A 21201-nucleotide genomic window follows, 5' to 3' on the forward strand; every position below is an offset into this window, starting at 1 on the left:
CACCGGGCGGCGATCGGAGTGGTCCAGAGCGGAGCGGTCGATGGCGTCGGGCGATCTGGAGATCCCGCTCCTGCTCGGTCCGTCGCCGCGCGGCTCGGTCCGCGCCGCGCTCGCCGAGGCGCTGCGCCAGGCGGTGCTGGACGGGCGCTACCGGGCAGGGGATCCCATCCCATCGAGCCGCGTGCTCGCCGAGCGGCTCGGCGTCTCGCGCGGATCGGTGGTCGCCGCCGTGGATCAGCTGGTGGGGGAGGGGTACCTCGTCGCCCATCCGCGCGCGGCGGTGACGGTCGCCTCCGACGGACTGCTGGCGCCCGCGCCGCAGGAGTCGCGGCCGGAGTCCCGGGAGAGCGCCGCTCCGCCCGCCGCGGCGGACCTGCGGCCCGGCAGGCCGGACACCCGCGCCCTCGACACTCCGGAGTGGCGGGCGGCCTGGCGCCTGGCGCTCGCCTCGCCGCCCTCGGCGCCTCCTCGCGGATCCGGGGACCCGGCCCTGCGGGAGCAGATCGCCGAGCAGCTGCGCCGGTCCCGCGGCGTGGACGTGCAGGCGTCCGACGTGGTGGTGACCAGCGGCACCGCTGATGCCGTCGCGCTCCTCGCCCGCGCCGCCTCGGCCTCGCTCGGACGCGAGGTGCGCGTCGCCGTCGAGGACCCGGGCTACCCGGCGGTCCGGCGCCGCCTGCGCGCCGACGGGCACGAGGTCGTCGGCGTCCCGGTGCGCGGCGACGGCATCGACCTCGACGCCCTCGCGAGCTCCGGCGCGGACCTGGTCGTCGTGACTCCCTCGCACCAGTACCCGACCGGCGGCAGGCTCGCCCTGGCCGAGCGCCTGGAGCTGGTGCGCCGCGCGTCGGCCGGCCCCCTGCTCGTGGTGGAGGACGACTACGACAGCGAGTTCCGCTACGTCGGCGCCCCGCTGCCCGCGCTCGCCTCGCTCGACTCCGGCGGCGGAGTCGCCCACGTCGGTTCGTTCTCGAAGAGCGTCTCGCCGTGGCTCCGCATCGCCTACCTGGCCGTCCCGTCCTCGTCCTGGCTGCGCGGGGCGCTGTCGGGGCTCGACGACGAGAGGGACGCCTCCGCCTCGGGGCCGACGCAGGCGGCGCTCGCGCAGTTCATGGCGAGCGGGGCGTTCCGGCGGCATCTCACCCGCTCGAGGCGGCGCTACGCCCACCGCCGCGAGCTGGTCCGGGCCTTCGCGGAGTCGGTGCCGTGGGGCCGCGCGAGCGGACTCGACGGGGGTCTGCACGTCGTCCTCTCCCTGCCCGCGCCTCTGGACGCGCACGCCGTCGCGGCTGCGCTGCTCCGGGAGGGACTGCTCGTCGCCACCCTGCACGAGTACGCCCTCTCGGGACGGGCTCCGACCGAGGCGCTGGTCCTCGGCTACGGGCACGTCAGCGACCTCGAGCTCGCTGCAGCTCTGGACCTCGTCGACCGGACCGTCCGCGCGCTCGCCGCCGAGGCCGTCCGTGGTATGTCTGGAGGATGACCCGCGACTCCGCCCTGCACATCACCGACGATCCCGACGCCGACGCGCTGCTCAGCCGCGATCCGCTGGCTCTGCTGATCGGGATGCTCCTCGACCAGCAGGTGGCGATGGAGACGGCCTTCTCGGGTCCCCGCAAGATCGAGGAGCGGCTCGAGGCCGAGGGCGCCTCCTTCGACGCCGCGTCCATCGCCGGCTTCGACGAGGACGCGTTCTCGGAGCTCTGCCGGACTCCGCCCGCGATCCACCGCTACCCGGCGAACATGGCGGGCCGCGTGCAGGTCCTCTGCCGCGCTCTGGTCGACGACTGGGACGGCGACGCCGCGGCGCTCTGGACGCGCGACGACCCCGACGGCCGCACCGTCCTCGCGCGCCTGAAGGCGCTCCCCGGCTTCGGCGAGCAGAAGGCGCGGATCTTCCTCGCCCTGCTGGGCAAGCAGCGCGGGTTCTCGGGGGAGGGCTGGCGCTCGGCCGCCGGCGCCTACGGGGAGGAGGGCTCGTTCCGCTCGGTCGCCGACATCGTCTCGCCGGAGTCGCTGACGAAGGTCCGCGCCACCAAGCAGGCCGCGAAGGCCGCCGCCAAGGCGAAGAAGTAGGGCGCGGGGCAGCGCCGGAGTCTTCCGGGCGTGATTCCGCGAAGTGACGGTGCGAGCTGGGATCAGGGGAGCCGTGAGGATGTTTCTGGATGGTGCGAGAAGCACTGTCCGGGCTCTCTTCTGATCGCTCGTCGACGGGGTGTCGGCGCAATGCTGCGGAGCGCTGTCGATGCAGAGAGCAGGTGATTCGTCTTCGCCGCTGAGCACAGGTGTATCCGCTTCTTCTTCAGCGTCGGCGTCATCAGTGCGCGAGTGAACCGAGCTCTGTGCTCATGGTTGACGAGGGAGGGAGATTCGCAGCTCTCGACACTTGGCGCGTCGAGCGTGAATGTCGCCGATCGAGAACGTCCTCACCTCCTCGAAGCGGTCGGTCCGGTTCCCGGTCCATTGACCTCCCACGATCCGCCTGAAAGTCTGTCGTGATAAGCGCGCCATTTCTCGTCCTCTTTCGCGCCGCACCTCCGGCGCCTGATGACACGCAGCCTGAAGGAGTCCGCATCGCGCCGCTCCGTCGCCTCACTGCGACAGTGCACGCACGAAGAATGCCTGGTCGGCGCCATCTTCGCCGGCGTCGCTCTCCCGCTGCTAGCCGCCGACTTCGATCGGGTCGACTGGAGAGGAAGTGACCGAGCGGAGAGGGCGTCGATGGATCGGAGATGGACGAACAGCAGTCGATCTCGAATGATCGAGGCAGTCCATCGACCCTGACCAGGAGGAGACCGATATGAACAGCGTGACGAGAGGAGTCGTGTCGATCGCACTGTCGGCGGTGCTCGTCGCCTCACCCGCGATCGCCTCGGCGAATCCGACGCGTAGCCTGGATATCACGGATCCTGCTGCACTGATCGCACACATCGCGCCGGAGATATCCGGTGAAACAGTCCCTCTTGTCCGTCAGTCCGTGAAATACGCTTCCAATCCCGATGAGCAGGAACCTCGCGTGGTCCTGCCGGTGGTAGCGAGCGACAGCGTGCGGATCCTTCCTCCCGCCCTCGGCCCTGGAGCGGGTAGCGGTCTGGACGTGAGCGTCGTGGGTGCGATCGATGGTCCTGAGCTGTCCGACGGCATCGGAGTCATGCGCAGTTCCGGCGGGTTCAGCACGACGTACGTCCAGCAGACCGCTAGGGGCGCCAGGTTCTTGACTGCCATCAGTGATGCCACGGCCGGTAGTGAGTTCTCCTACATCGTCAACCCGGAGAGCGACGTTGCTCTCGTCACCCTGCCGGGTGGGGTGACGAACCTCGTGGACGAGAGAAGTCGATACATCGCCACTCTTGCTCCGGCTTGGGCGCGCGACACATCGGGAAGAGAATTGGCGACGAGATACGAGCTCGAGGGGAACACCCTCACTCAGCACGTCGACTTCCCGTCAGGTACTCACTTCCCAGTGCTCATCGATCCGGCGTGGAACTATGGTTTCGACTTCGCCGCCAACAGCGATCCCGGAAATCCCGTGCTGAACGTCAAGAACCCGAAAGCCCCGAGTCGGGAGGTGCAACCGTTGCTCGAGACCTGCTTCAACTGCTCCTTCCCCATCTCGGGAGCACCGGCTCACTATCCCAGGGACGGTGAGATCCTTCCATTGAACGCCAGTCCCTTCTCCTTCGTCCGCGTCGATGCGACGGTGAGGAAGACGACCGCTGCTCAAGGCGCCATGCTCTTCACGGCCGAGCCCGGCCATTTCGATGGAGAGGGGTCAACGATCTCGTTCTCCTGGTACAACGATCAGGACGGCTATCTGCACCTGTTCGTCTATGCCAATGTGCTCGGAGATGCCGGCGGTCCGGTCAACGCGGCCAATGCGACGGTCGCCGGAACCAACTGGTTGAACTTCTGGGCGAATGTCTGCAACAAGGTGCAGAAGTCGGGCGGGGGCGGCGGGGGCGGCGGTGTGTGGTGAGCTGTCCCGGTCCGGCAGGACGCTCGTGCTGTTCTCCGCTGCCGGCCCGCTCGTCGGCGGCCTCGCCGGCGTCGTCTACTCCCTCCTGGCCACGGTTCCGCAACTCCTGTGGTCGCCCTCGTCGGCCGGGGGGACCGGTTCGCCCGGCCTCACGATCGTCGGGGCACTGATCGGCGCGATCGTCGGCTTCGTCTTCGGAACCGCAGTGAGCGCTGTGGCCGTGACCGTCTTCGCCGCCGCAGGGTGGGCGCGGGTGCCGTGGTTCATCCGCGTGCTCATCGCCGCGGTCGGGGCGGCCGGGTGCTCGTTCGTCCTGGTCGGCGCACTCGGAGGATGGCGCGACGTGTCCGTGACTCTGCAGGCGCTCGTCTTCGCGATCGGGACCTTCGGGACCTTCGAGGTGGCCGGCATCGGTGGGCGCGAGCGCCCTCACGACGAAGGCTGAGCGCCCCCGTCCGCGCCCGAGCGCCGTGGATCGACCGATCAGCCGTCGCTGTGGGGGTCTCGGCCTAGAGCCGGTCCTCCAGCGCCGCGATCAGCGCCGCGCGGTCCTCGCGGAGGATCGACGCCCCGCCCCCCGGCACGGTCCGCACCTCGACGCCCCGGCCTGCGAGGACGCCGCCCAGCGAGCCGTGGCCCAGGGGGTCCTCCGGCAGCACGGCGAGCGTCGGCACGGCGAACGTCTCGGGGGCCTCGGCCGCACCCCGCGCCGTCAGTCCGTCGGCGGAGTCCTGCTCCCAGAGCGCGTGCGCCGACACGTCGAGCTCGATCTGCTCGTCCGTCCAGATCGGGTGGCGGTGGCGGAGGGAGTCGGCGTCGCCCTTCTCGACCTGCGCGACCGAGCTACCCCGATGCAGGGCGCTCGTCAGGCCGCGGGCGTCGGAGAACGCAGGGTCGAGCAGGATCAGCCGCTCGGCGCGGTAGTCGGGAGCGAGACGCGCGGCGACGACGGCGCCGAGGCCGTGGCCCACGATGAGATCGGGTGCCTGGAGCACCGAGGCCCGCACATCGGCGGCCCACCGCTCCGGCGAGTACACGGGCGACGTCGGCGAGCCTCCGTGACCGGCGAGATCGGGCGCCACCACGCGGTAGCCGTGCTCGTGCAGTGTGGGAACCAGGGCGTACCAGATCCGGGAGTCGGAGCCGAGGCCGTGGAGGAGGAGAGCGGTCCGGTCGCCCGTTCCGCCGTAGTCGCGGACGAACAGCGCCAGCGGCTCGGCCGGCGCGGCGGCCAGCGCCTTCCGCTCGGCGCGGGTCGGCTCGAGCACGAGGGTGTTGCCGAAGGCCTGCGGTGCCGGCCCGAACGCGTCGCGCGCGCTCTGGATCACCTTCCGGCCGAGCATCGCGTTGCCGACGCCGCCCAGTGCCGCTCCGATCCCGAACGGCATCGCCCGGCCGACCAGCCCCGCGCCCTGCTGGGCGAGGAAGTGGCGGGTGAACGACTTCTTGGCCCGGTCGGCGAGCTCGCCGACGAGGAACGACGGCAGCCCCTTCGTCACGACCGATCCCCAGTACTGGTTGAGGCCGCTGCCCCCGCCGACGGCCTGACCGGCCACCTGGCGCACCATCTCGCTGCCGGAGGAGCCCATCATCAGCGTGAGCACGAGGGCCCGCGCGCGCTCGGGGTCCTCGAGGGGGATGCCGTGCACCTCGGTCACCGACTGCGCGAAGAGGGCGCTCGCCTCCAGGAAGCCCGCCGCTCCCGCGCCCGAGAGCGCGACCGAGGCCGCGGTGCCCAGGCCAGGGACGACCGCGGTCGCGCCGATCGCGGCACCGCCCGCGGCCACGCTCGAGAGGTACTGCCGCTCGAGCGACGTGATGATCTGCTCGGGGGACGCTCCGGGGCGGCGGCGGCGCAGGGCTCGGATGTTCGCGAGCACCGCGGGCCGCTGGACTGCGAGAAGCCGGTCGAGCATCTTCGCGAGCTGGGCGTTCTCGCCGGCGCCGTCGGCCTGCTCGATCCCGCCGGCCTTCTCGACGGCGCGCTCGCGCTTGCGGTCCTTCTGGGCCATGTCGTGCACTCCTGCGTCCTCGGGTTCCGGGCGCGGGAGCGGTCAGTCGTCTGCGCCGGGGCCGTCGACGGGCGTTCCCGGAGCGGACGAGCCGTGCGCGGGCGGTGCCGTGCTGCTCCGCGGTGCCGGTGCGTAGTCCTCAGCGTAACGCGCGAGCACCTGCTCGATCGGCCCGTCCAGCACCAGTCGGCCCTTGTCCAGATAGAGCCCGCGGGTGCAGAAGCGGCGGAGGTCGCGCTCGTTGTGCGAGACGAAGAAGAGGGTGCGGCCGGAGGCGAGCAGCTCCTCGATCCGCGCGTAGCACTTCTCGCGGAACGCCCTGTCGCCGACCGCGAGCACCTCGTCCACCAGGATGATCGGCTCCTCGAGCCGGGAGACGACGGAGAAGGCGATGCGCACCTTCATCCCGCTCGAGAGGTGCTTGTAGGGGGTGTCGAGGAAGTCGCCGATCTCGGCGAACTCGATGATCGAGTCGAAGCGGGCGTCGACCTCGCGCCGGGACATCCCGTGGAGGCCCGCGGTCAGGTAGACGTTCTCCCGGACGCTCAGATCGGCCACGAAGCCGCCGGTGATCTCGATGAGCGGAGCGACGCCCCCGCGCACCTCCACGGCGCCCTCGTCCGGCAGAACCACCCCGGCGACGAGCTTGAGCAGCGTCGACTTGCCCTGCCCGTTCCGGCCGACGACGCCGATCGCCTCGCCCGCCCGCACCTGCACGTCGAGCCCGCGCAGCGCCCAGAACTCGCCGGGCCGCGAGCGGCGGGAGCGGCCGGCGAAGAGGTCCTTGAAGGAGCGGCGGCCCCGCCGGTTGCGGCGGAAGCGGATCCCGAGGCCGCGGCACTCGATGACCACCGGGGCGTCGGCCATCACAGCTCCTTCAGCACCGCGCGCTCGGAGCGGCGGAAGACGACGAGGCCCAGCGCCAGGACGAGCAACGAGATGCCCGCGGAGGCGAGGATGAGCGGAGCGTCGAGCTCGCTCTCGAAGAAGGCGGAGCGGTAGAGGGCGAAGATCCCGCTGAGCGGGTTGAGCGCCGCGAGCGGCCGGATCTGCTCCGGCAGGTTGGCCGTGGAGTAGATGATCGGCGACGCGTAGAAGAGGAACCGGAGCACGAGCTTCACGGCGCGCTCCAGATCGCGGAAGAACACCACGAGCGGAGCCACCAGCAGGCCCACGCCGAGCGTGAGCACCGCCTGCAGGAGGATCGCCACGGGGAACAGCAGCGCCGCCCAGGTCAGGTGCGCGCCGGCGACGACGGCGAAGAGCACCAGCACCGGCAGGCTCGCCACGAACTCGATGCCCTTCGAGAGCACGATCCGCCCGACCCAGATGGTCCGCGGGATCGACGTCGACCGCACCAGCTTCGCCTCGCGGAGGAACGCGCGGGTCGCGTCGGAGGTCGCCTGGTTGAACCACATCCAGGGCAGCAGGCCCGCGAGCAGGAAGACGATGTACGGGTCCTCGCCGACGGTCCGCCGGAAGACGACGGTGAAGACGAAGAAGTAGATGCCCGACATGACGAGCGGGTCGAGCACCGACCAGACGTAGCCGAGCGCGCTCGTGGCGTAGCGGACGGTGAGGTCGCGCTTCGTGAGGAGCCAGAGGGAGTGGCGGTAGCGCCAGGCCCGGGAGCGCCGGTGGCGCAGGGCCGTCTCGGTCGCGAGGGTGTCGGCCGTGCTCACTGCGCGACTCCTCCCGTCGGCTCCGCCCGAGCCGGGGAGGGGAGCGTCAGACGAAGAGGTTCGCGCGCTCGAGGTCCTCGGCGAAGTCCACCTCGACGGCGTAGAGGTCGGAGATGTCCATCGGCTCGACGAGCAGGCGGTCCTGCTCGATCGCCAACTCTATGCCACGCTCGAAGTAGTCCTGGGCGTCGACCCGGGCGAGCTGGCGCACCAGCGCGGCCTTGTCGGAGGCGGACACGTAGTTGATCCCGACCGCCTCGCCGAGGCCGCCGCGCACCGTCTTCGACAGCTCCTGGATGAAGCCCTCGGCGCTCGTCGTGTACTTGACCTCCTCGTCCGACACCTTCGAGGTGTTGACGGTGACGAAGGAGACGTCCTTCGCGATCAGCGCGGCCGCCCGGTCGAGGATCCGCGGGTCGAAGACGACGTCGCCGTTCATCCAGAGGACGCCGCCCTGCCCGCTCGCCTGCAGCGCGCGGAGCAGGCTCTTGGAGGTGTTGGTCTGGTCGTACTGCTCGTTGTAGACGAACGTCGCCGAGGGGAAGGCCTCGATGATGTGCTCGAGCTTGTAGCCGACGACGATGCTCACCGGGACCTTCGTGCCGAAGGCGTGGTGGATGTTGTCGAACTGCTGCTGCATGATCGTGCGCCCGTCGCTGAGCGGCGTGAGCGGTTTGGGGAGGGAGCGGCCGAGCCGGCTGCCCATCCCTGCGGCGAGGATGACGACGGTGGCGGGGCTGCTGCTCGTCGAACCTGTGTGCATCATCGTGTGTTCCCCTCGAATTAACCGCTGCGTCTCGATCTGATCGACTTCGCGGCCAGAGACCTAGTGTACAGTTCACGCCCCCCGGGGCCAGGGTGGTTGACCTCCCGCCGTGTCGCCGGGTGTCGGCGCGGGCGCCGGGGGCCCGCGGGCGAGTTGGTACCGTAGCCGGATGACGTCCGCGACGAACGCCGAGCCCGCTGAGGGCGCCGCGGATCCGGACGGCGCCTCGCCCGTCGTCTTCGAGCTGCACCAGCTGACCCGGACCTTCGGGAGGACGGTGGCGGTCGACCGCATCGACCTGGCCGTCCGCGCCGGGACCTTCTACGGGATCATCGGCCCGAACGGCGCGGGCAAGACCACCACGCTCTCGATGATGACGGGCCTTCTGCGCCCCGACACCGGTCGCGTCCTCGTGCACGGCGTCGACGTCTGGAAGGACCCGTCGGCCGCGAAGCCGCTGATCGGCGTCCTGCCCGACCGCCTCCGGCTGTTCGACCGGCTCACCGGCGCCCAGTTCCTCGCCTACTCCGCCGCGCTGCGCGGCATCGACCTCGCCACGGCGAAGCAGCGCACGATCGAGCTGGCCGAGGCGCTCGGCCTCTCCGACGCGCTGGAGCGCCTGATCTCGGACTACTCCGCGGGGATGGCGAAGAAGGTCGCCCTCGCGGCGGCGATGATCCACGCTCCGCGGGTGCTGGTCCTCGACGAGCCGTTCGAGTCGGTGGATCCGGTCTCCTCTGCCGCCGTCATCACCGTGCTGCGCCGCTTCGTCGAGGGCGGCGGCACGGTCGTCCTCTCCAGCCACGGGCTCGACTTCATCGAGCGCGTCTGCGACGACGTGGCCGTGATCGTCGGCGGGCGCGTGCTCGCCTCCGGAACGGTCGCGGAGGTCGCCGGCACCGCGACGCTGGAGGAGCGCTTCCTCGAGCTCGCGGGCGGCAAGCAGATCGCCGAGGGGCTGCAGTGGCTGCACGACTTCTCCGGCTGAGGATCGACGTCCTCCTGGGCGCGTTCCGCTCCGGGCCCGCGCGCTCGGCCGGCGCCGTCCTGGGTGTGCTCGTGGTCGTCGCGGTGACGGCACTGCTGATCGGAGCGATCGGCGCGCTGCGCTCCTCGGACGCGGCGGCGGGCGCCCTCGTGACAGCCGGCGGGCTCGTCTCCGTCGGCTTCCTGGTGCTGCCCTTCCTGCTCGGCCCGCTCGACCCGATGGATCCGCGCGCGTTCCGCCTCTTCGGCCTGCCGCCGCTCCGCCTGGCCGGGGCGCTCGCCCTGGCCGGCCTCGTCTCGGTCCCCACGCTCGCCCTGCTGGTGGTCGGGCTCGCGAGCGCGCCGCTCGTCCCCGGCGCCGGCGCCTTCGCCGTGGTCGGCCCGCTCCTCGCGGTGGCGACGGCCTCGCTCTTCGCGCGGATCGGCCTCGCCGCCTCCGCCGCCCTCGTCCCCTCCCGGACCGCCCGCGAGCTGCTGGCCGTGCTCGGCCTGGTGCTGATGCTGGGCGGCCCAGCCGCCCTCGGCGCCGCCGCGCTGGTCGACACGGGGGACACCCCGGTGCTCGAGCGCTGGGGCGCGGCGATGGGAGCCACTCCGTTCGGTGCGGCCTGGATGATCGCCCCGGCCGCCCGGACCGGGGACGCGCTCGGCCCGCTCCTGCTGTCCCTGGCGACGCTCGTCGCGGCGGGAGTGCTCTGGTGGCTCGTCGTCCGCCTGCTGACGGGGCGCCCCGAGCGCACGCACCGACCGCCGCGCGGCCTCCGCCTGGGCTGGTTCGACGTCCTCGGCTCGACGCGCACCGGCGCGATCGCGGCGCGCAGCATCACCTACTGGCTCCGGGACCCGCGCTACCAGGCGTCGCTCGTGGCCGTGCCGGTGCTGCCGGTCGCGGCCCTGCTGCTGCTCGCGGTCGTCGGCGTCCCCTTCCCGCTGCTCTCGCTGCTCCCGGTCCCGCTGATCGCGCTGTTCCTCGGCTGGTTCCTGCACAACGACGTCGCTTACGACGGCTCGGCGTTCTGGCTCCACGTGGCCGCGGGCGTCCGCGGCTGGTCGGACCGGCTCGGCCGCGCCTTCCCGACCCTCCTGCTCGGCGTGCCGGTCGTCGTGCTCGGCTCGCTGATCAGCAGCGCGACTTCGGGGCTCCCCGAGGCGCTGCCCGTCGTGCTCGCGGTCAACACCTGCCTCCTGCTCGTCCCCGCCGGCGTCGCCAGCGCCGTCTCGGCACGGCTCGCCTATCCGGCTCCGCGCCCGGGCGACAGCGCGTTCGTGCAGCCCCAGGCCCCCGGAGCCAGCGGCGCCGGTCCGCAGTCCCTCGCGTTCGGCCTGGGCCTGCTCCTCTCGGCTCCGGCCGTCGTGCTCGGCGTCCGGGCCCTGTTCGTCGACCCGGAGGCGGCGGGCGACGCCGTGCTCGTCGGCTTCGGCAGCGCAGTGGTCGTCTTCGCCCTCGGCGTGCTCTTCGGCGGCTGGCTCTTCGAGCGCCGGGCGACCGAGCTGGTCGCGTTCACCAGCCGCTACTAGCGCTGCGCGATCCGGAGCGCAGGGTCGCGAGCCCGGGCTCCGCGCGTAGGATCGTCGGCATGATTCCGCGCGTCCAGAACAGCAGCACCGACCCCCTCGAGGGAGGCGGAGGAACCGCCACGCTCGACCGCGAGCTCGAGGAGCTCCTCAACCAGGAGTCCATCGAGCCGGGCGACCACGAGCGCTTCTCCCACTACGTGCCGAAGGACAAGATCCTCGAGAGCGCGATCACCGGCAAGCCGGTCCGCGCGCTCTGCGGCAAGAAGTGGCTCCCGGGCCGCGACCCGGAGAAGTTCCCGGTGTGCCCGGCCTGCAAGGAGATCTACGCGAAGATGAAGTGAGCTCCCGCCCCGCTCACTCGTAGCGGGTCGGGATGACGGGCTCGCCGCGGCCGAGCCGGAGTGCGTCGAGGGGCAGCTCGAGGACCGCGTTCGCATGGTGCTCGCGGGCGGCCGCCACTCCCTCGATGCCGAGGTGCTCGGGGCGGATCGCCCCGTCCTCGATCAGGGGGACGAGCAGGGCCCGCTCGCCCTCGCCGACGGCGCCCTCGGGGCCCGCGCCCACGTGCACGACCTCGGCCTCGGCGAGCCCGTCCTCCGAGAGCAGCCGGCCGGCGGCCTTCCGCCCGCCGATCGACGCCTTCGAGACCGACTTCTTCGCCACCGCGACCCACTCGCCCGCGTCGTCCTCGTGCGCGACCAGCTTGTAGACCATGCCCGCCGTCGGGTGGCCCGAGCCCGTCGCCACCGAGGTGCCGACGCCGTAGGAGTCGACCGGTGAGGCCGCGAGCGCGGCGATCCCGTACTCGTCGAGGTCGTTGGTGACGGTGATGCGCGTGCCGGTCGCGCCGAGCGCGTCCAGCTGCTGCCGGACGGCGGCCACCTGCTGCGGGAGGTCGCCGGAGTCGATGCGCACGGCGCCGAGGCCCGTGCCCGCGACGCGGACCGCCAGGTCGACGGCGGCCGTCACGTCGTAGGTGTCCACCAGGAGGGTCGTGCCCGGGCCGAGCGCGGCGACCTGGGCGCGGAACGCCTCCTCCTCCGAGTCGTGGAGGAGCGTGAACGAGTGCGCGGAGGTGCCCATCGTGGGCACGCCGAAGCTGCGGCCCGCCTCGAGGTTCGAGGAGGCGCCGAATCCGGCGATGTACGCGGCGCGGGCCGCGGCGACGGCGGACCGCTCACCGGCGCGGCGCGAGCCCATCTCGGCGAGCGGGCGCCCGTCGGCGGCCGAGACCATCCGCGCGGCGGCGCTCGCCACGGCGCTGTCGTGGTTGAGGACGCTGAGCACCAGGGTCTCCAGCAGCACGCCGTCGGCGAAGGGCGCCTCGACGATGAGCACGGGGGAGCCGGGGAGGTAGACCTCGCCCTCGCGGTAGCCCCAGACGTCGCCGCGGAAGCGGTAGTCGGCGAGCCAGTCCAGCGTGCGGGAGTCGACCACGCGGTTCTCGCGGAGCCAGGACAGCTCGTCGTCGCCGAAGCGGAAGCGGGAGATCAGCTCGAGGAGCCGGCCGGTCCCGGCGAGCACGCCGTAGCGGCGTCCGGGCGGCAGGCTCCGGGCGAACACCTCGAACATGCAGCGGCGGTCGGCGGTGCCGCTGCCGAGGGCGCCCTCGACCATCGTGAGCTCGTACCGGTCGGTGAGGAAGGCCGTGGAGTCCATCCGCTCAGTGTTCCACGGCCGCCCCCGAGCGGCCCAGGCGGGGACGCCGGGGCTTGCGCACGCCGCCCGGCCCCGGAACGGCGTGCGGCCGGGACCGGGCCGCAGGGCGCGGGTAGGCTGTTCCCCCGTGACGGACGCACCGCTGGGCATCTTCGACTCCGGAGTCGGCGGGCTCACCGTCGCCCGCTCCGTGATCGACCAGCTGCAGAACGAGTCGATCGTCTACCTCGGCGACACCGCGCACTCGCCCTACGGGCCCAAGCCGCTCGCCGACGTCCGCGCCTACGCCCTCGACACCCTCGACACGCTGGTCGACCAGGGCGCCAAGCTGCTCGTCATCGCCTGCAACACCGCCTCGGCCGCGATGATGCGCGACGCCCGCGAGCGCTACACGCTCGGCCGCGGCATCCCGGTGATCGAGGTCATCCAGCCCGCCGTCCGCAGCGCTGTCCGCGACACCCGCAACCGCCGCGTCGGCGTGATCGGCACGGTCGGGACGATCCGCTCCCGCGCCTACGACGACGCCTTCGTCGCCGCGCCCGACCTGCAGCTGTTCACCGCCGCCTGCCCGCGCTTCGTCGAGTTCGTCGAGGCGGGCGTCACCTGGAGCGATGAGCTTCTCGCGGTGGCGGAGGAGTACCTCGCGCCGCTCAAGGCCGCGGGGGTCGACACGCTCGTCCTCGGCTGCACCCACTACCCGCTGCTGCGCGGTGCGATCGCGTATGTGATGGGGCCGGACGTCCGCCTCGTCTCGAGCGCCGAGGAGACCGCGCTCGACGTCTACCGGACCCTCGTGGCGCACGGCCTGCAGCGCACCTCCGCCGCGCCTCCGACGTACCGGTGGGAGGAGACGGGCTCGAGCGACTTCGTCCGCCTCGCCCGCCGCTTCCTCGGACCGGAGGTCTCGAGCGTCGACCTCGTCGAGACCGGCACCATCAACCTGCGCGAGCTCGACCGGGCCGCGCTCCCGCACGACCGAGGGAGACCCGAGTGACCGACAGCACCGCATCGAAGGCCGCGCGCAAGGACGGGCGTGCGCCCGACGAGCTGCGCACCGTGACGATCGAGCGCGGCTGGAGCACCCAGGCCGAGGGATCCGCGCTCGTCTCGTTCGGGAACACCAAGGTGCTCTGCACCGCCTCCTTCACCAACGGCGTGCCGCGCTGGCTGCAGGGCAAGGGCAAGGGCTGGGTCACCGCCGAGTACGCGATGCTGCCCCGCTCCACCAACTCCCGCATGGATCGCGAGTCGGTCAAGGGGAAGGTCGGCGGGCGCACGCACGAGATCTCCCGGCTGATCGGCCGGAGCTTGCGCGCGGTGGTCGACACGAAGGCGCTCGGCGAGAACACCCTCGTCATCGACTGCGACGTCCTCCAGGCCGACGGCGGCACCCGCACTGCGGCGATCACCGGCGCGTACGTGGCGATGGCCGACGCGATCGAGTGGGCGCGCGGCAAGAAGTACGTGGGGCAGAAGGCGCAGCCGCTGATCGACAGCCTCGCGGCGGTGTCGGTCGGCATCATCGACGGCGTGCCGATGCTCGACCTGGCCTATGTCGAGGACGTGCGCGCCGAGACCGACATGAACGTCGCCGTCACTGGACGCGGCCTGTTCGTCGAGGTGCAGGGCACCGCCGAGGGGGCCCCGTTCGACCGCCGCGAGCTCGACGCCCTGCTCGACCTCGCGGTCGCCGGCGCCTCCGACCTCGCGCGCATCCAGGCCGAGGCGCTCGCCGGGGAGCCCGGCGCGTGAGCCTGGACCTCGTCCTCGCCACGCACAACGCGGGCAAGGTGGAGGAGTTCCGCGCCATGCTGGCCGGCGCCCTCCCCGGGGTCGGCGTCCGCGCCTACGACGGACCCGAGCCCGTCGAGGACGGCGTGAGCTTCGCCGAGAACGCGCTGATCAAGGCGCGCGCGGCGTCGGCGCACACCGGCCTCGTGGCGCTCGCGGACGACTCCGGGATCTGCGTCGACGTCCTCGGCGGCGCCCCCGGCATCTTCTCGGCCCGCTGGTCGGGACGCGCGCACGACGCGACGGCCAACCTCGAGCTCCTCCTGGCGCAGCTGCACGACGTGAAGGCGGAGCACCGCGGTGCGCACTTCAGCTGCACCATCGCCCTCGTGGTGCCGGACTCCGTGCTCCCCGGCGGGCAGGAGACGGTGGTCGAGGGCCGCTGGGACGGCGCGATCGCGACGGCCCCGCGCGGTACCCACGGGCACGGCTACGACCCGGTGTTCATCCCCGAGGCCGGGGCGCTCACGGCGGCCGAGCTCGCTCCCGAGCAGAAGAACGCCCGGAGCCACCGGGCGCGCGCGTTCACCGCGCTGCGCGCCGAGCTCGCCGCCCTGTCCGCCCGCCTCTGACCCCGGGCTCGGCCCCCACCGCGAGATGCCACTCCGGTACACGTCTGTCGGCGTGTCGCGTACGCGAGTGGCATCTCGCGGAGGCGGAGGTCAGGACTTCGGGTGCTTGTCGTCCAGCGTGTCGGCGTCGAGCACGTAGGCGGCCGACTCGCTCGAGTCGGTCTCGGGGTCCGCGGCGAGCTTCGCCTTGCGCTGCTGCTGGAAGAAGTGGAACAGCGTTGGCACCAGCGCGAGCACGACCGCGCCGATCAGGATCACGTCGATGTAGTGCGAGACGAAGTCGGCGACCGGCGGGATGAAGGCGAGCAGCCACCCGATCAGGGTGACACCGCTGCCCCAGATGAGGGCGCCGATGAGGTTGTAGAGGCTGTACTTGCGGTAGCTCATGTGGGCCACGCCCGCCGCGATCGGCGCGAAGGTGCGGACGATCGGCACGAAGCGCGCGAGGATCACGGCGAGGCCGCCGAAGCGCTCGAAGAACGCATTGGTCCGCTTCACGTTCTCGATGCTGAAGAAGCCGGACTCCTTGCGCTCGAAGATGCGCGGGCCGGCCTTGTGCCCGATCAGATAGCCGACCTCGCCGCCGACGAAGGCCGAGAACCCGACAGCCAGGCAGATGAGCCAGATCGGGACGCCGAGGCCGCCGTTCGACGCGTTCTCGTGCGCCAGCAGGCCCGTGATGATCAGCAGCGTGTCGCCCGGGAAGAGGAAGCCGATCAGGAGCCCGGTCTCGGCGAACACGATGAGGCAGACCACGAGCACGCCCCAGGGGCCGAACGAGGTCAGGATCGTCTCCGGATCGAGCCAGGGGACGAGGGCGGCGTGGTTCAACGGATCTCCAGTCGACGGGGGCCGGTGGCCGGTCGGCGGTCACGCGAGCGCGCTCAGCGTACCGGCCGATCCCGTGCGGAAGGAGGGACTCGAACCCTCACGCCTCTCGGCACAGGAACCTAAATCCTGCGTGTCTGCCATTCCACCACTCCCGCGTGCGGGCTCCAGTGTAGGAGGAGGGCCCCGCGCCTCAGTCGCGGGGGGCGGCGCGCGGCAGGTACCGCGGGATCCAGCGGGCGAGCGCCCCCGCTCCGCCCAGACCGAGCACCCCCATCACGACGGCGGCGAAGGGGAGCGAGACCAGGGCGGTGAGCGCCGACACGACGATCGGGGCCGCGGCGTTGCCCGCGTCACCGGTGAAGCGGAACGCGCCGAGGAACGGGGCCGGGTCGGCGGGAGGCGCGAGATCGGCGCCGATGGTCATCAGGATCCCGGAGCCGATGCCGTTGGCGGCCGCGAGCACGCAGGCCACGGCGACGAACCAGGGCACCGGATCCGCGGCGGACAGGGAGGCGGCGAGCGCCAGGTGGCCGAGCCCGAGGCCGATCATCGAGGGGATCGCGGTGGCGCCCCGGCCGAAGCGGTCCATCAGCTGGCCGCCGGCGTAGAAGAGGGCGAAGTCGAGCGCGCCGGCGATGCCGATGATGATCGCGGTGTCGGTCTCGGCGAGCCCGATGCTCACCGCCCAGAGGGGGAGGATCAGCGTCCGGCTCGCCCGGAGCGCCCCGATCAGGGCGGCTCCCGAGCCCATCCGCGCGAGGACTCCGCGGTGCTCGCGCAGCGTCCCGAGCAGCGACTGCGGCGACTCCGGGACGGTCGCCGACGCCTGTACGGCGACCACGTCGTCCGGAGCGGCGCGGTCGGCCGCGGCCTGCGCCCGCCGCAGGACCGTCGCGGGGTCGGGCACGAGCAGCAGGACCACGACCGCCGCCACGCAGCAGACGATGTGCACCCAGAAGACGGACTCGACGGAGCCGGTGACGTGCACCACGCCGGCCGCCAGGAACGGGCCGATCAGCCAGCCGGCGCGGAACGCCCCGGCGAGGGCGCTGAGCGCGCGGGCGCGGTGCGTGATCGGGACGAACGACGTCATGAACGCGTGCCGCGCCAGCGCGAAGACCGCGGTCGCGAGGCCGATCACGAAGACGCCGATCGTCAGCCCGACCCACGACGTCGAGAGCAGGCACACCACGAGCCCGAGGATCGACGCGGCCGAGGCTCCGAGCATCGCGCCGCGCTCGCCGATCCTCGAGACGATCCAGCCGCTCGGGATGTCGCCCGCCAGCTCGCCGATCATGATCATCCCGGCCACGAGCCCCGCCAGAGCCAGCGTCGCCCCGAGGTCGCCCGCGGCGGCGGGCAGGAGGGGGATGATCGCCCCCTCGCCGATGGAGAAGAGGAGCGTGGGGAGGAAGGTCGACAGCAGCAGCGGCCCGACGGGGAAGGGGCGCGGAGCGGTGCTGGTCACCGTCCCCAGGGTACGCCCGGGCCGGAGGGCCGCCCCCGGCCCCCGGTAGTCTGGACGCACCATGCTGGACAACGACTTCACCGAGCAGATCACTGCTCTCCGCTCCACCTTCGCCGACATCCGCGCCGTCATCGACGTGGACGGCCTCCGCTCGAAGATCGCCGAGCTCAGCGAGCAGGCCGGCGCCCCCGACCTGTGGGACGACACGGCCAACGCGCAGAAGGTGACCAGCGCCCTCAGCCACCGCCAGTCCGAGCTCGCGCGGATCACCGCGATCGACCGGCGCCTGGACGATCTCGAGGTGCTCGTCGAGATGGCGAACGAGGCCGAGGACGCCGAGTCCGAGCAGGAGGCGATCGCCGAGCTCTCCTCCCTCCAGAAGGTCATGGGCGAGCTCGAGGTGCAGACCCTGCTCGACGGCGAGTACGACGACCGCCCCGCCGTGGTCACCATCCGCGCGGGCGCGGGCGGCGTCGACGCCTCCGACTTCGCCGAGATGCTCATGCGCATGTACCTCCGCTGGGCCGAGAAGCACAAGTACGCGGCGACCGTCATGGACGCCAGCTACGCGGAGGAGGCGGGCATCAAGTCGGCCACCTTCCAGATCGACGCCCCCTACGCCTTCGGCACGCTCTCGGTCGAGGCCGGCACCCACCGCCTCGTGCGGATGAGCCCCTTCGGCGCCGCGGGCAAGCGCCAGACCTCCTTCGCCGCGGTCGAGGTCATCCCGCTGATGGAGGAGGCCGGGGCGATCGAGATCCCGGACAACGACATCCGCGTGGACGTCTTCCGCTCCTCCGGCCCGGGCGGCCAGTCGGTGAACACCACCGACTCCGCGGTGCGCCTCACCCACCTGCCCACCGGCACCGTGGTGTCGATGCAGAACGAGAAGAGCCAGATCCAGAACCGCGCCGCGGCGATGCGCGTGCTCCAGTCGCGGCTCCTGCTGCTGCAGAAGGAGCAGGAGGCGGCCACCAAGAAGGAGCTCGCCGGCACCATCACCGCGAGCTGGGGCGACCAGATGCGCAGCTACGTCCTCGCTCCGTACCAGATGGTGAAGGACCTGCGCACCGACCACGAGGTCGGCAACCCCTCGCACGTGTTCGACGGCGATCTGGACGGCTTCATCGCCGCCGGGATCCGCTGGCGGAAGTCCTCCTAGCGCGGCGCGGGCGCGTCCCCACCGACGCGCCGCACGCCCCCTCGGCGGACTCCTCGGGATCGTCGCTTACCCTCGTACCGACATGATTCGCTTCGACAACGTCTCCAAGCAGTATCGGGGCGGCACGAGACCCGCCCTCAACGCCATCGATCTCGAGATCCTCCGGGGCGAGTTCGTCTTCCTCGTCGGCGCCTCCGGCTCCGGCAAGTCGAGCTGCCTCCGCCTGATCCTCAAGGAGGAGCGCCCCTCCTCCGGGTCGATCCACGTGCTCGGGCAGAACCTCGGCAAGATCTCGAGCCGCAAGGTCCCCTACTTCCGCCGCAACATGGGCGTGGTGTTCCAGGACTTCCGGCTTCTGCCGAACAAGTCGGTCTTCGACAACGTCGCGTTCAGCCTCCAGGTGATCGGCAAATCGAAGGGCTACATCCAGGAGGCGGTCCCGGACACGCTCAAGATGGTCGGCCTCGCGGGCAAGGCCTCGCGCCTGCCCCACGAGCTCTCCGGCGGCGAGCAGCAGCGCGTGGCGATCGCCCGCGCCGTCGTCAACAAGCCGGCCGTCCTGCTGGCAGACGAGCCCACGGGCAACCTCGACCCGACCACGAGCGCCGGCATCATGGCGCTGCTCGAGCGGATCAACGCGGGCGGCACGACCGTGATCATGGCGACCCACGAGGCCGGCATCGTCGACCAGATGAAGCGCCGCGTCATCGAGCTCTCGGCCGGCAGCATCGTCCGCGACGAGAGCCAGGGCGGATACGGCCAGACCGAGAGCATCACCGTCGTCCACGACGGCGTCGTGGTCGTGGCGGCCGACGACCACGCGGTCGCGGAGCAGCCGGCGCCCCCGGCGATCATCGACAGCGAGCTCGCGCCCGCCGAGGTCCCCGAGGTCGACCTCCGCCAGGAGGCTCCGGCCCCGCCGCCCGAGCCGACCCGCCTCTCGCAGACCGCCGCGCAGCCCCGCGTCCCCGAGGGCCGCCGCTCCGCCGCCGTCGAGCCGGAGCGCGAGCGCGAGCCGGAGCCCGCGGCCGAGCCCGCCGCCGCCCCGCGCGTCGTCGAGCTGCAGAGCCAGACCGGTCCGATCTTCCTCCCCGCCGACACCGGCGCCCTGCCCGAGGAGTCGCTCGCCGCGCGCCTCGGCCTCCGCGCCCACGCGGGCGAGGGCGACGAGACCGGCGACGACCAGCAGAACGTAGGACCCGTCAAGTGAGATTCGCACTGATCTGGTCGGAGGTCGCCAGCGGCCTCCGGCGCAACGTCTCCATGGTCGTCTCGGTGATCCTGGTGACCTTCATCTCCCTCACCTTCGTAGGCACGGCGATCCTGCTCCAGATGCAGATCGGCCAGATGAAGAACTTCTGGTACGACAAGGCGCAGGTCGCGGTGTACATGTGCACCGCCACCTCCGGCGGCTCGAACTGCAGCGGCTCCGACGCCACCGCCGAGCAGATCGACGCGGTGCAGGGCCAGCTCGAGGGGGCCACTCTCGCGCCGTACATCGACCGCTCCTACTTCGAGGACCACGACCAGGCCTACGCGAACTTCCAGGAGCAGTTCGCGGGCAACCCGGTCGCCGAGTACGTCACTCCCGACCTGCTCAACCAGACCTTCTGGATCAACCTGAAGGACCCGACCCAGTCGGACGTCATCGTGGAGAGCCTGTCGAGCGTCTCCGGAGTCGAGAGCGTCACCGATCAGCGGCAGTACCTCGACCAGATCTTCTCGATCCTCAACGCGGCGAGCTACACGGCGATCGGCATCGCCGTCCTGATGCTCGTCGCGGCCGTGCTGCTCATCGCCACCACGATCCGCCTCTCGGCGTTCTCGCGGAGACGGGAGCTGGGCATCATGCGGCTCGTGGGGGCCTCGAACAGGTTCATCCAGACCCCGTTCATCCTCGAGGGGGTCTTCGCCGCGCTGGTCGGCTCGGTCCTCGCGGGAGTCGCGGTGGTCGCCATCGTGCAGTTCTTCGTGCAGGGGTTCCTGGCGTACAGGATCCCGCTGACCTCCTTCGTGGGCCTGGACGACGCTCTGATCGTCGTGCCGATCCTGATCGTGGTCGGCATCGTCCTCGCCGCCGTCTCGGCCAACGTCGCGATCGCGCGGTACCTGCGGGTCTGATCCCGGACCGGACGTATACTGGTGGGCTGTCCCGTTCGGGGCGGCCCACCCGTGCATCGCCCCGACGATGCCCGCCCCCTTCATCCGCTCGCGACCCGAGGAGCAGCCGTGCCCAGAGAACAGGGACAGAAGGTCGTCGCGACCAACCGCAAGGCGCGCCACGACTACCTCATCGAGGACACCTATGAGGCGGGCCTCGTGCTGACCGGCACCGAGGTGAAGTCCCTCCGGGCCGGCCGCGCCTCGCTCGTCGACGGCTACGCCTTCGTCGACGGGGGAGAGGCGTGGCTCGACGCCGTGCACATCAACGAGTGGGCGCAGGGCACCTGGACGAACCACCCGCCGCGCCGCAAGCGCAAGCTGCTGCTGCACAAGGCGCAGATCCTCAAGATCCACAACAAGGTGAAGGAGGGCGGGTACACGCTGATCCCGCTCTCGCTGTACTTCAGCGACGGCAAGGCCAAGGTCGAGCTGGCCGTGGCCAAGGGCAAGAAGGACTACGACAAGCGCCAGGTGCTCCGCGAGCGCCAGGACCGCCGCGAGGCGGACCGCGCGATGGCGACCCGCCGCCGCCTCGGCGAGTAGGCCCCGCGGCGGGGGATGCCCGACGGGTGCCGCGCAAGCCTCTTCTTCGCGTCCGGTGCTTTGGGAGACTG

Annotated in this window: 21 protein-coding genes and 1 tRNA gene; 14 read left to right on the forward strand and 8 right to left on the reverse strand. The window is 71.7% G+C overall.

Annotation, left to right across the window (positions count from 1 at the left end; translation table 11 throughout):
- Window positions 1–40 precede the first annotated feature (40 nt).
- The 4 genes from GSU45_RS05640 to GSU45_RS05655 all read left to right on the forward strand — a co-directional run bounded on the left by GSU45_RS05640 (window position 41) and on the right by GSU45_RS05655 (window position 4421).
- On the forward strand, window positions 41–1483 hold the full coding sequence (locus GSU45_RS05640) for a PLP-dependent aminotransferase family protein (protein ID WP_159913414.1): 1443 nt from the start codon (window positions 41–43) through the stop codon (window positions 1481–1483).
- The gene (locus GSU45_RS05645) at window positions 1480–2076 is read left to right on the forward strand and encodes an HhH-GPD-type base excision DNA repair protein (protein WP_159913416.1); all 597 of its coding nucleotides are present in this window, start codon (window positions 1480–1482) and stop codon (window positions 2074–2076) included. Before GSU45_RS05640 ends, GSU45_RS05645 begins: the two co-directional genes overlap by 4 nt.
- A 724-nt stretch (window positions 2077–2800) precedes the next feature.
- Window positions 2801–3976, forward strand: a complete 1176-nt coding sequence (locus tag GSU45_RS05650; protein WP_159913418.1) for a hypothetical protein — start codon at window positions 2801–2803, stop codon at window positions 3974–3976.
- Window positions 3977–4001: 25 nt separating this feature from the next.
- Window positions 4002–4421 carry a hypothetical protein gene (locus tag GSU45_RS05655; RefSeq protein WP_159913420.1) on the forward strand — a complete coding sequence of 140 codons (420 nt, stop codon included), beginning with the start codon at window positions 4002–4004 and terminating at the stop codon, window positions 4419–4421.
- A 64-nt stretch (window positions 4422–4485) separates the two neighbouring features.
- On the opposite strand, the gene GSU45_RS05660 is transcribed toward GSU45_RS05655, so the two are convergent.
- The 4 genes from GSU45_RS05660 to GSU45_RS05675 all read right to left on the reverse strand — a co-directional run bounded on the left by GSU45_RS05660 (window position 4486) and on the right by GSU45_RS05675 (window position 8433).
- Window positions 4486–5988, reverse strand: coding sequence for an alpha/beta hydrolase family protein (locus GSU45_RS05660; RefSeq protein ID WP_159913422.1), 1503 nt, complete (start codon window positions 5986–5988; stop codon window positions 4486–4488).
- Between the two features lie 42 nt (window positions 5989–6030).
- Window positions 6031–6855, reverse strand: a complete 825-nt coding sequence (locus GSU45_RS05665) for an ABC transporter ATP-binding protein (protein WP_159913424.1) — start codon at window positions 6853–6855, stop codon at window positions 6031–6033.
- Window positions 6855–7634, reverse strand: a complete 780-nt coding sequence (locus GSU45_RS05670) for an ABC transporter permease (RefSeq protein WP_159916917.1) — start codon at window positions 7632–7634, stop codon at window positions 6855–6857. The genes GSU45_RS05665 and GSU45_RS05670 overlap by 1 nt, the downstream gene beginning before the upstream one ends.
- A gap of 82 nt (window positions 7635–7716) precedes the next feature.
- A complete protein-coding gene (locus GSU45_RS05675; RefSeq protein WP_104226983.1) occupies window positions 7717–8433 on the reverse strand; it encodes a phosphocholine cytidylyltransferase family protein in 717 nt (238 codons plus the stop codon).
- A gap of 172 nt (window positions 8434–8605) precedes the next feature.
- Here GSU45_RS05675 and GSU45_RS05680 point away from each other — a divergent pair, with 172 nt between their 5' ends.
- From GSU45_RS05680 to GSU45_RS05690, 3 genes are read left to right on the forward strand one after another with little or no spacing between them, the layout of a single operon-like run.
- The gene (locus GSU45_RS05680; RefSeq protein ID WP_159913426.1) at window positions 8606–9424 is read left to right on the forward strand and encodes an ABC transporter ATP-binding protein; all 819 of its coding nucleotides are present in this window, start codon (window positions 8606–8608) and stop codon (window positions 9422–9424) included.
- The gene (locus tag GSU45_RS05685; RefSeq protein WP_159913428.1) at window positions 9400–10941 is read left to right on the forward strand and encodes an ABC transporter permease; all 1542 of its coding nucleotides are present in this window, start codon (window positions 9400–9402) and stop codon (window positions 10939–10941) included. The genes GSU45_RS05680 and GSU45_RS05685 overlap by 25 nt, the downstream gene beginning before the upstream one ends.
- Window positions 10942–11000: 59 nt before the next feature.
- Complete coding sequence (locus GSU45_RS05690; protein ID WP_104223568.1) at window positions 11001–11282, forward strand: DUF3039 domain-containing protein; 282 nt, start codon at window positions 11001–11003, stop codon at window positions 11280–11282.
- 13 nt (window positions 11283–11295) lie between these two features.
- Here GSU45_RS05690 and GSU45_RS05695 read toward each other — a convergent pair whose 3' ends face one another.
- Window positions 11296–12600: a nicotinate phosphoribosyltransferase gene (locus GSU45_RS05695; RefSeq protein ID WP_159913430.1), complete on the reverse strand. Its 1305-nt coding sequence runs from the start codon at window positions 12598–12600 to the stop codon at window positions 11296–11298.
- 127 nt (window positions 12601–12727) lie between these two features.
- On the opposite strand from GSU45_RS05695, the gene murI reads away from it, so the two are divergent.
- The 3 genes from murI to rdgB are packed head-to-tail and all read left to right on the forward strand — an operon-like array spanning window position 12728 to window position 14963.
- On the forward strand, window positions 12728–13594 hold the full coding sequence (gene murI / locus GSU45_RS05700; protein ID WP_104223566.1) for a glutamate racemase: 867 nt from the start codon (window positions 12728–12730) through the stop codon (window positions 13592–13594).
- Window positions 13591–14352 carry a ribonuclease PH gene (gene rph, locus GSU45_RS05705; protein WP_159913432.1) on the forward strand — a complete coding sequence of 254 codons (762 nt, stop codon included), beginning with the start codon at window positions 13591–13593 and terminating at the stop codon, window positions 14350–14352. Before murI ends, rph begins: the two co-directional genes overlap by 4 nt.
- The gene (rdgB, locus tag GSU45_RS05710; protein ID WP_159913434.1) at window positions 14349–14963 is read left to right on the forward strand and encodes an RdgB/HAM1 family non-canonical purine NTP pyrophosphatase; all 615 of its coding nucleotides are present in this window, start codon (window positions 14349–14351) and stop codon (window positions 14961–14963) included. The genes rph and rdgB overlap by 4 nt, the downstream gene beginning before the upstream one ends.
- A gap of 90 nt (window positions 14964–15053) precedes the next feature.
- On the opposite strand, the gene GSU45_RS05715 is transcribed toward rdgB, so the two are convergent.
- From GSU45_RS05715 to GSU45_RS05725, 3 genes are all read right to left on the reverse strand, one after another.
- Window positions 15054–15794 carry a VTT domain-containing protein gene (locus GSU45_RS05715; RefSeq protein WP_159913436.1) on the reverse strand — a complete coding sequence of 247 codons (741 nt, stop codon included), beginning with the start codon at window positions 15792–15794 and terminating at the stop codon, window positions 15054–15056.
- 74 nt (window positions 15795–15868) lie between these two features.
- Window positions 15869–15949: transfer RNA gene (locus tag GSU45_RS05720), tRNA-Leu, on the reverse strand.
- A 35-nt stretch (window positions 15950–15984) separates the two neighbouring features.
- Window positions 15985–17262, reverse strand: coding sequence for an MFS transporter (locus GSU45_RS05725; protein WP_244248235.1), 1278 nt, complete (start codon window positions 17260–17262; stop codon window positions 15985–15987).
- A gap of 61 nt (window positions 17263–17323) precedes the next feature.
- On the opposite strand from GSU45_RS05725, the gene prfB reads away from it, so the two are divergent.
- The 4 genes from prfB (at window position 17324) to smpB (ending at window position 21130) form a co-directional block, all read left to right on the forward strand.
- A complete protein-coding gene (gene prfB / locus GSU45_RS05730) occupies window positions 17324–18424 on the forward strand; it encodes a peptide chain release factor 2 (RefSeq protein ID WP_104226967.1) in 1101 nt (366 codons plus the stop codon).
- Window positions 18425–18506: 82 nt separating this feature from the next.
- Entirely contained in the window at window positions 18507–19634 is a 1128-nt protein-coding gene (gene ftsE / locus GSU45_RS05735; protein ID WP_159913440.1) for a cell division ATP-binding protein FtsE, read from the forward strand.
- Window positions 19631–20545, forward strand: coding sequence for a permease-like cell division protein FtsX (gene ftsX / locus GSU45_RS05740; RefSeq protein ID WP_159913442.1), 915 nt, complete (start codon window positions 19631–19633; stop codon window positions 20543–20545). The genes ftsE and ftsX overlap by 4 nt, the downstream gene beginning before the upstream one ends.
- A gap of 108 nt (window positions 20546–20653) precedes the next feature.
- Window positions 20654–21130: an SsrA-binding protein SmpB gene (gene smpB, locus GSU45_RS05745; RefSeq protein ID WP_055793597.1), complete on the forward strand. Its 477-nt coding sequence runs from the start codon at window positions 20654–20656 to the stop codon at window positions 21128–21130.
- Window positions 21131–21201 lie beyond the last annotated feature (71 nt).

Origin of the sequence: Rathayibacter sp. VKM Ac-2801, from assembly GCF_009834245.1 — a bacterium.
Classification (GTDB): domain Bacteria; phylum Actinomycetota; class Actinomycetes; order Actinomycetales; family Microbacteriaceae; genus Rathayibacter.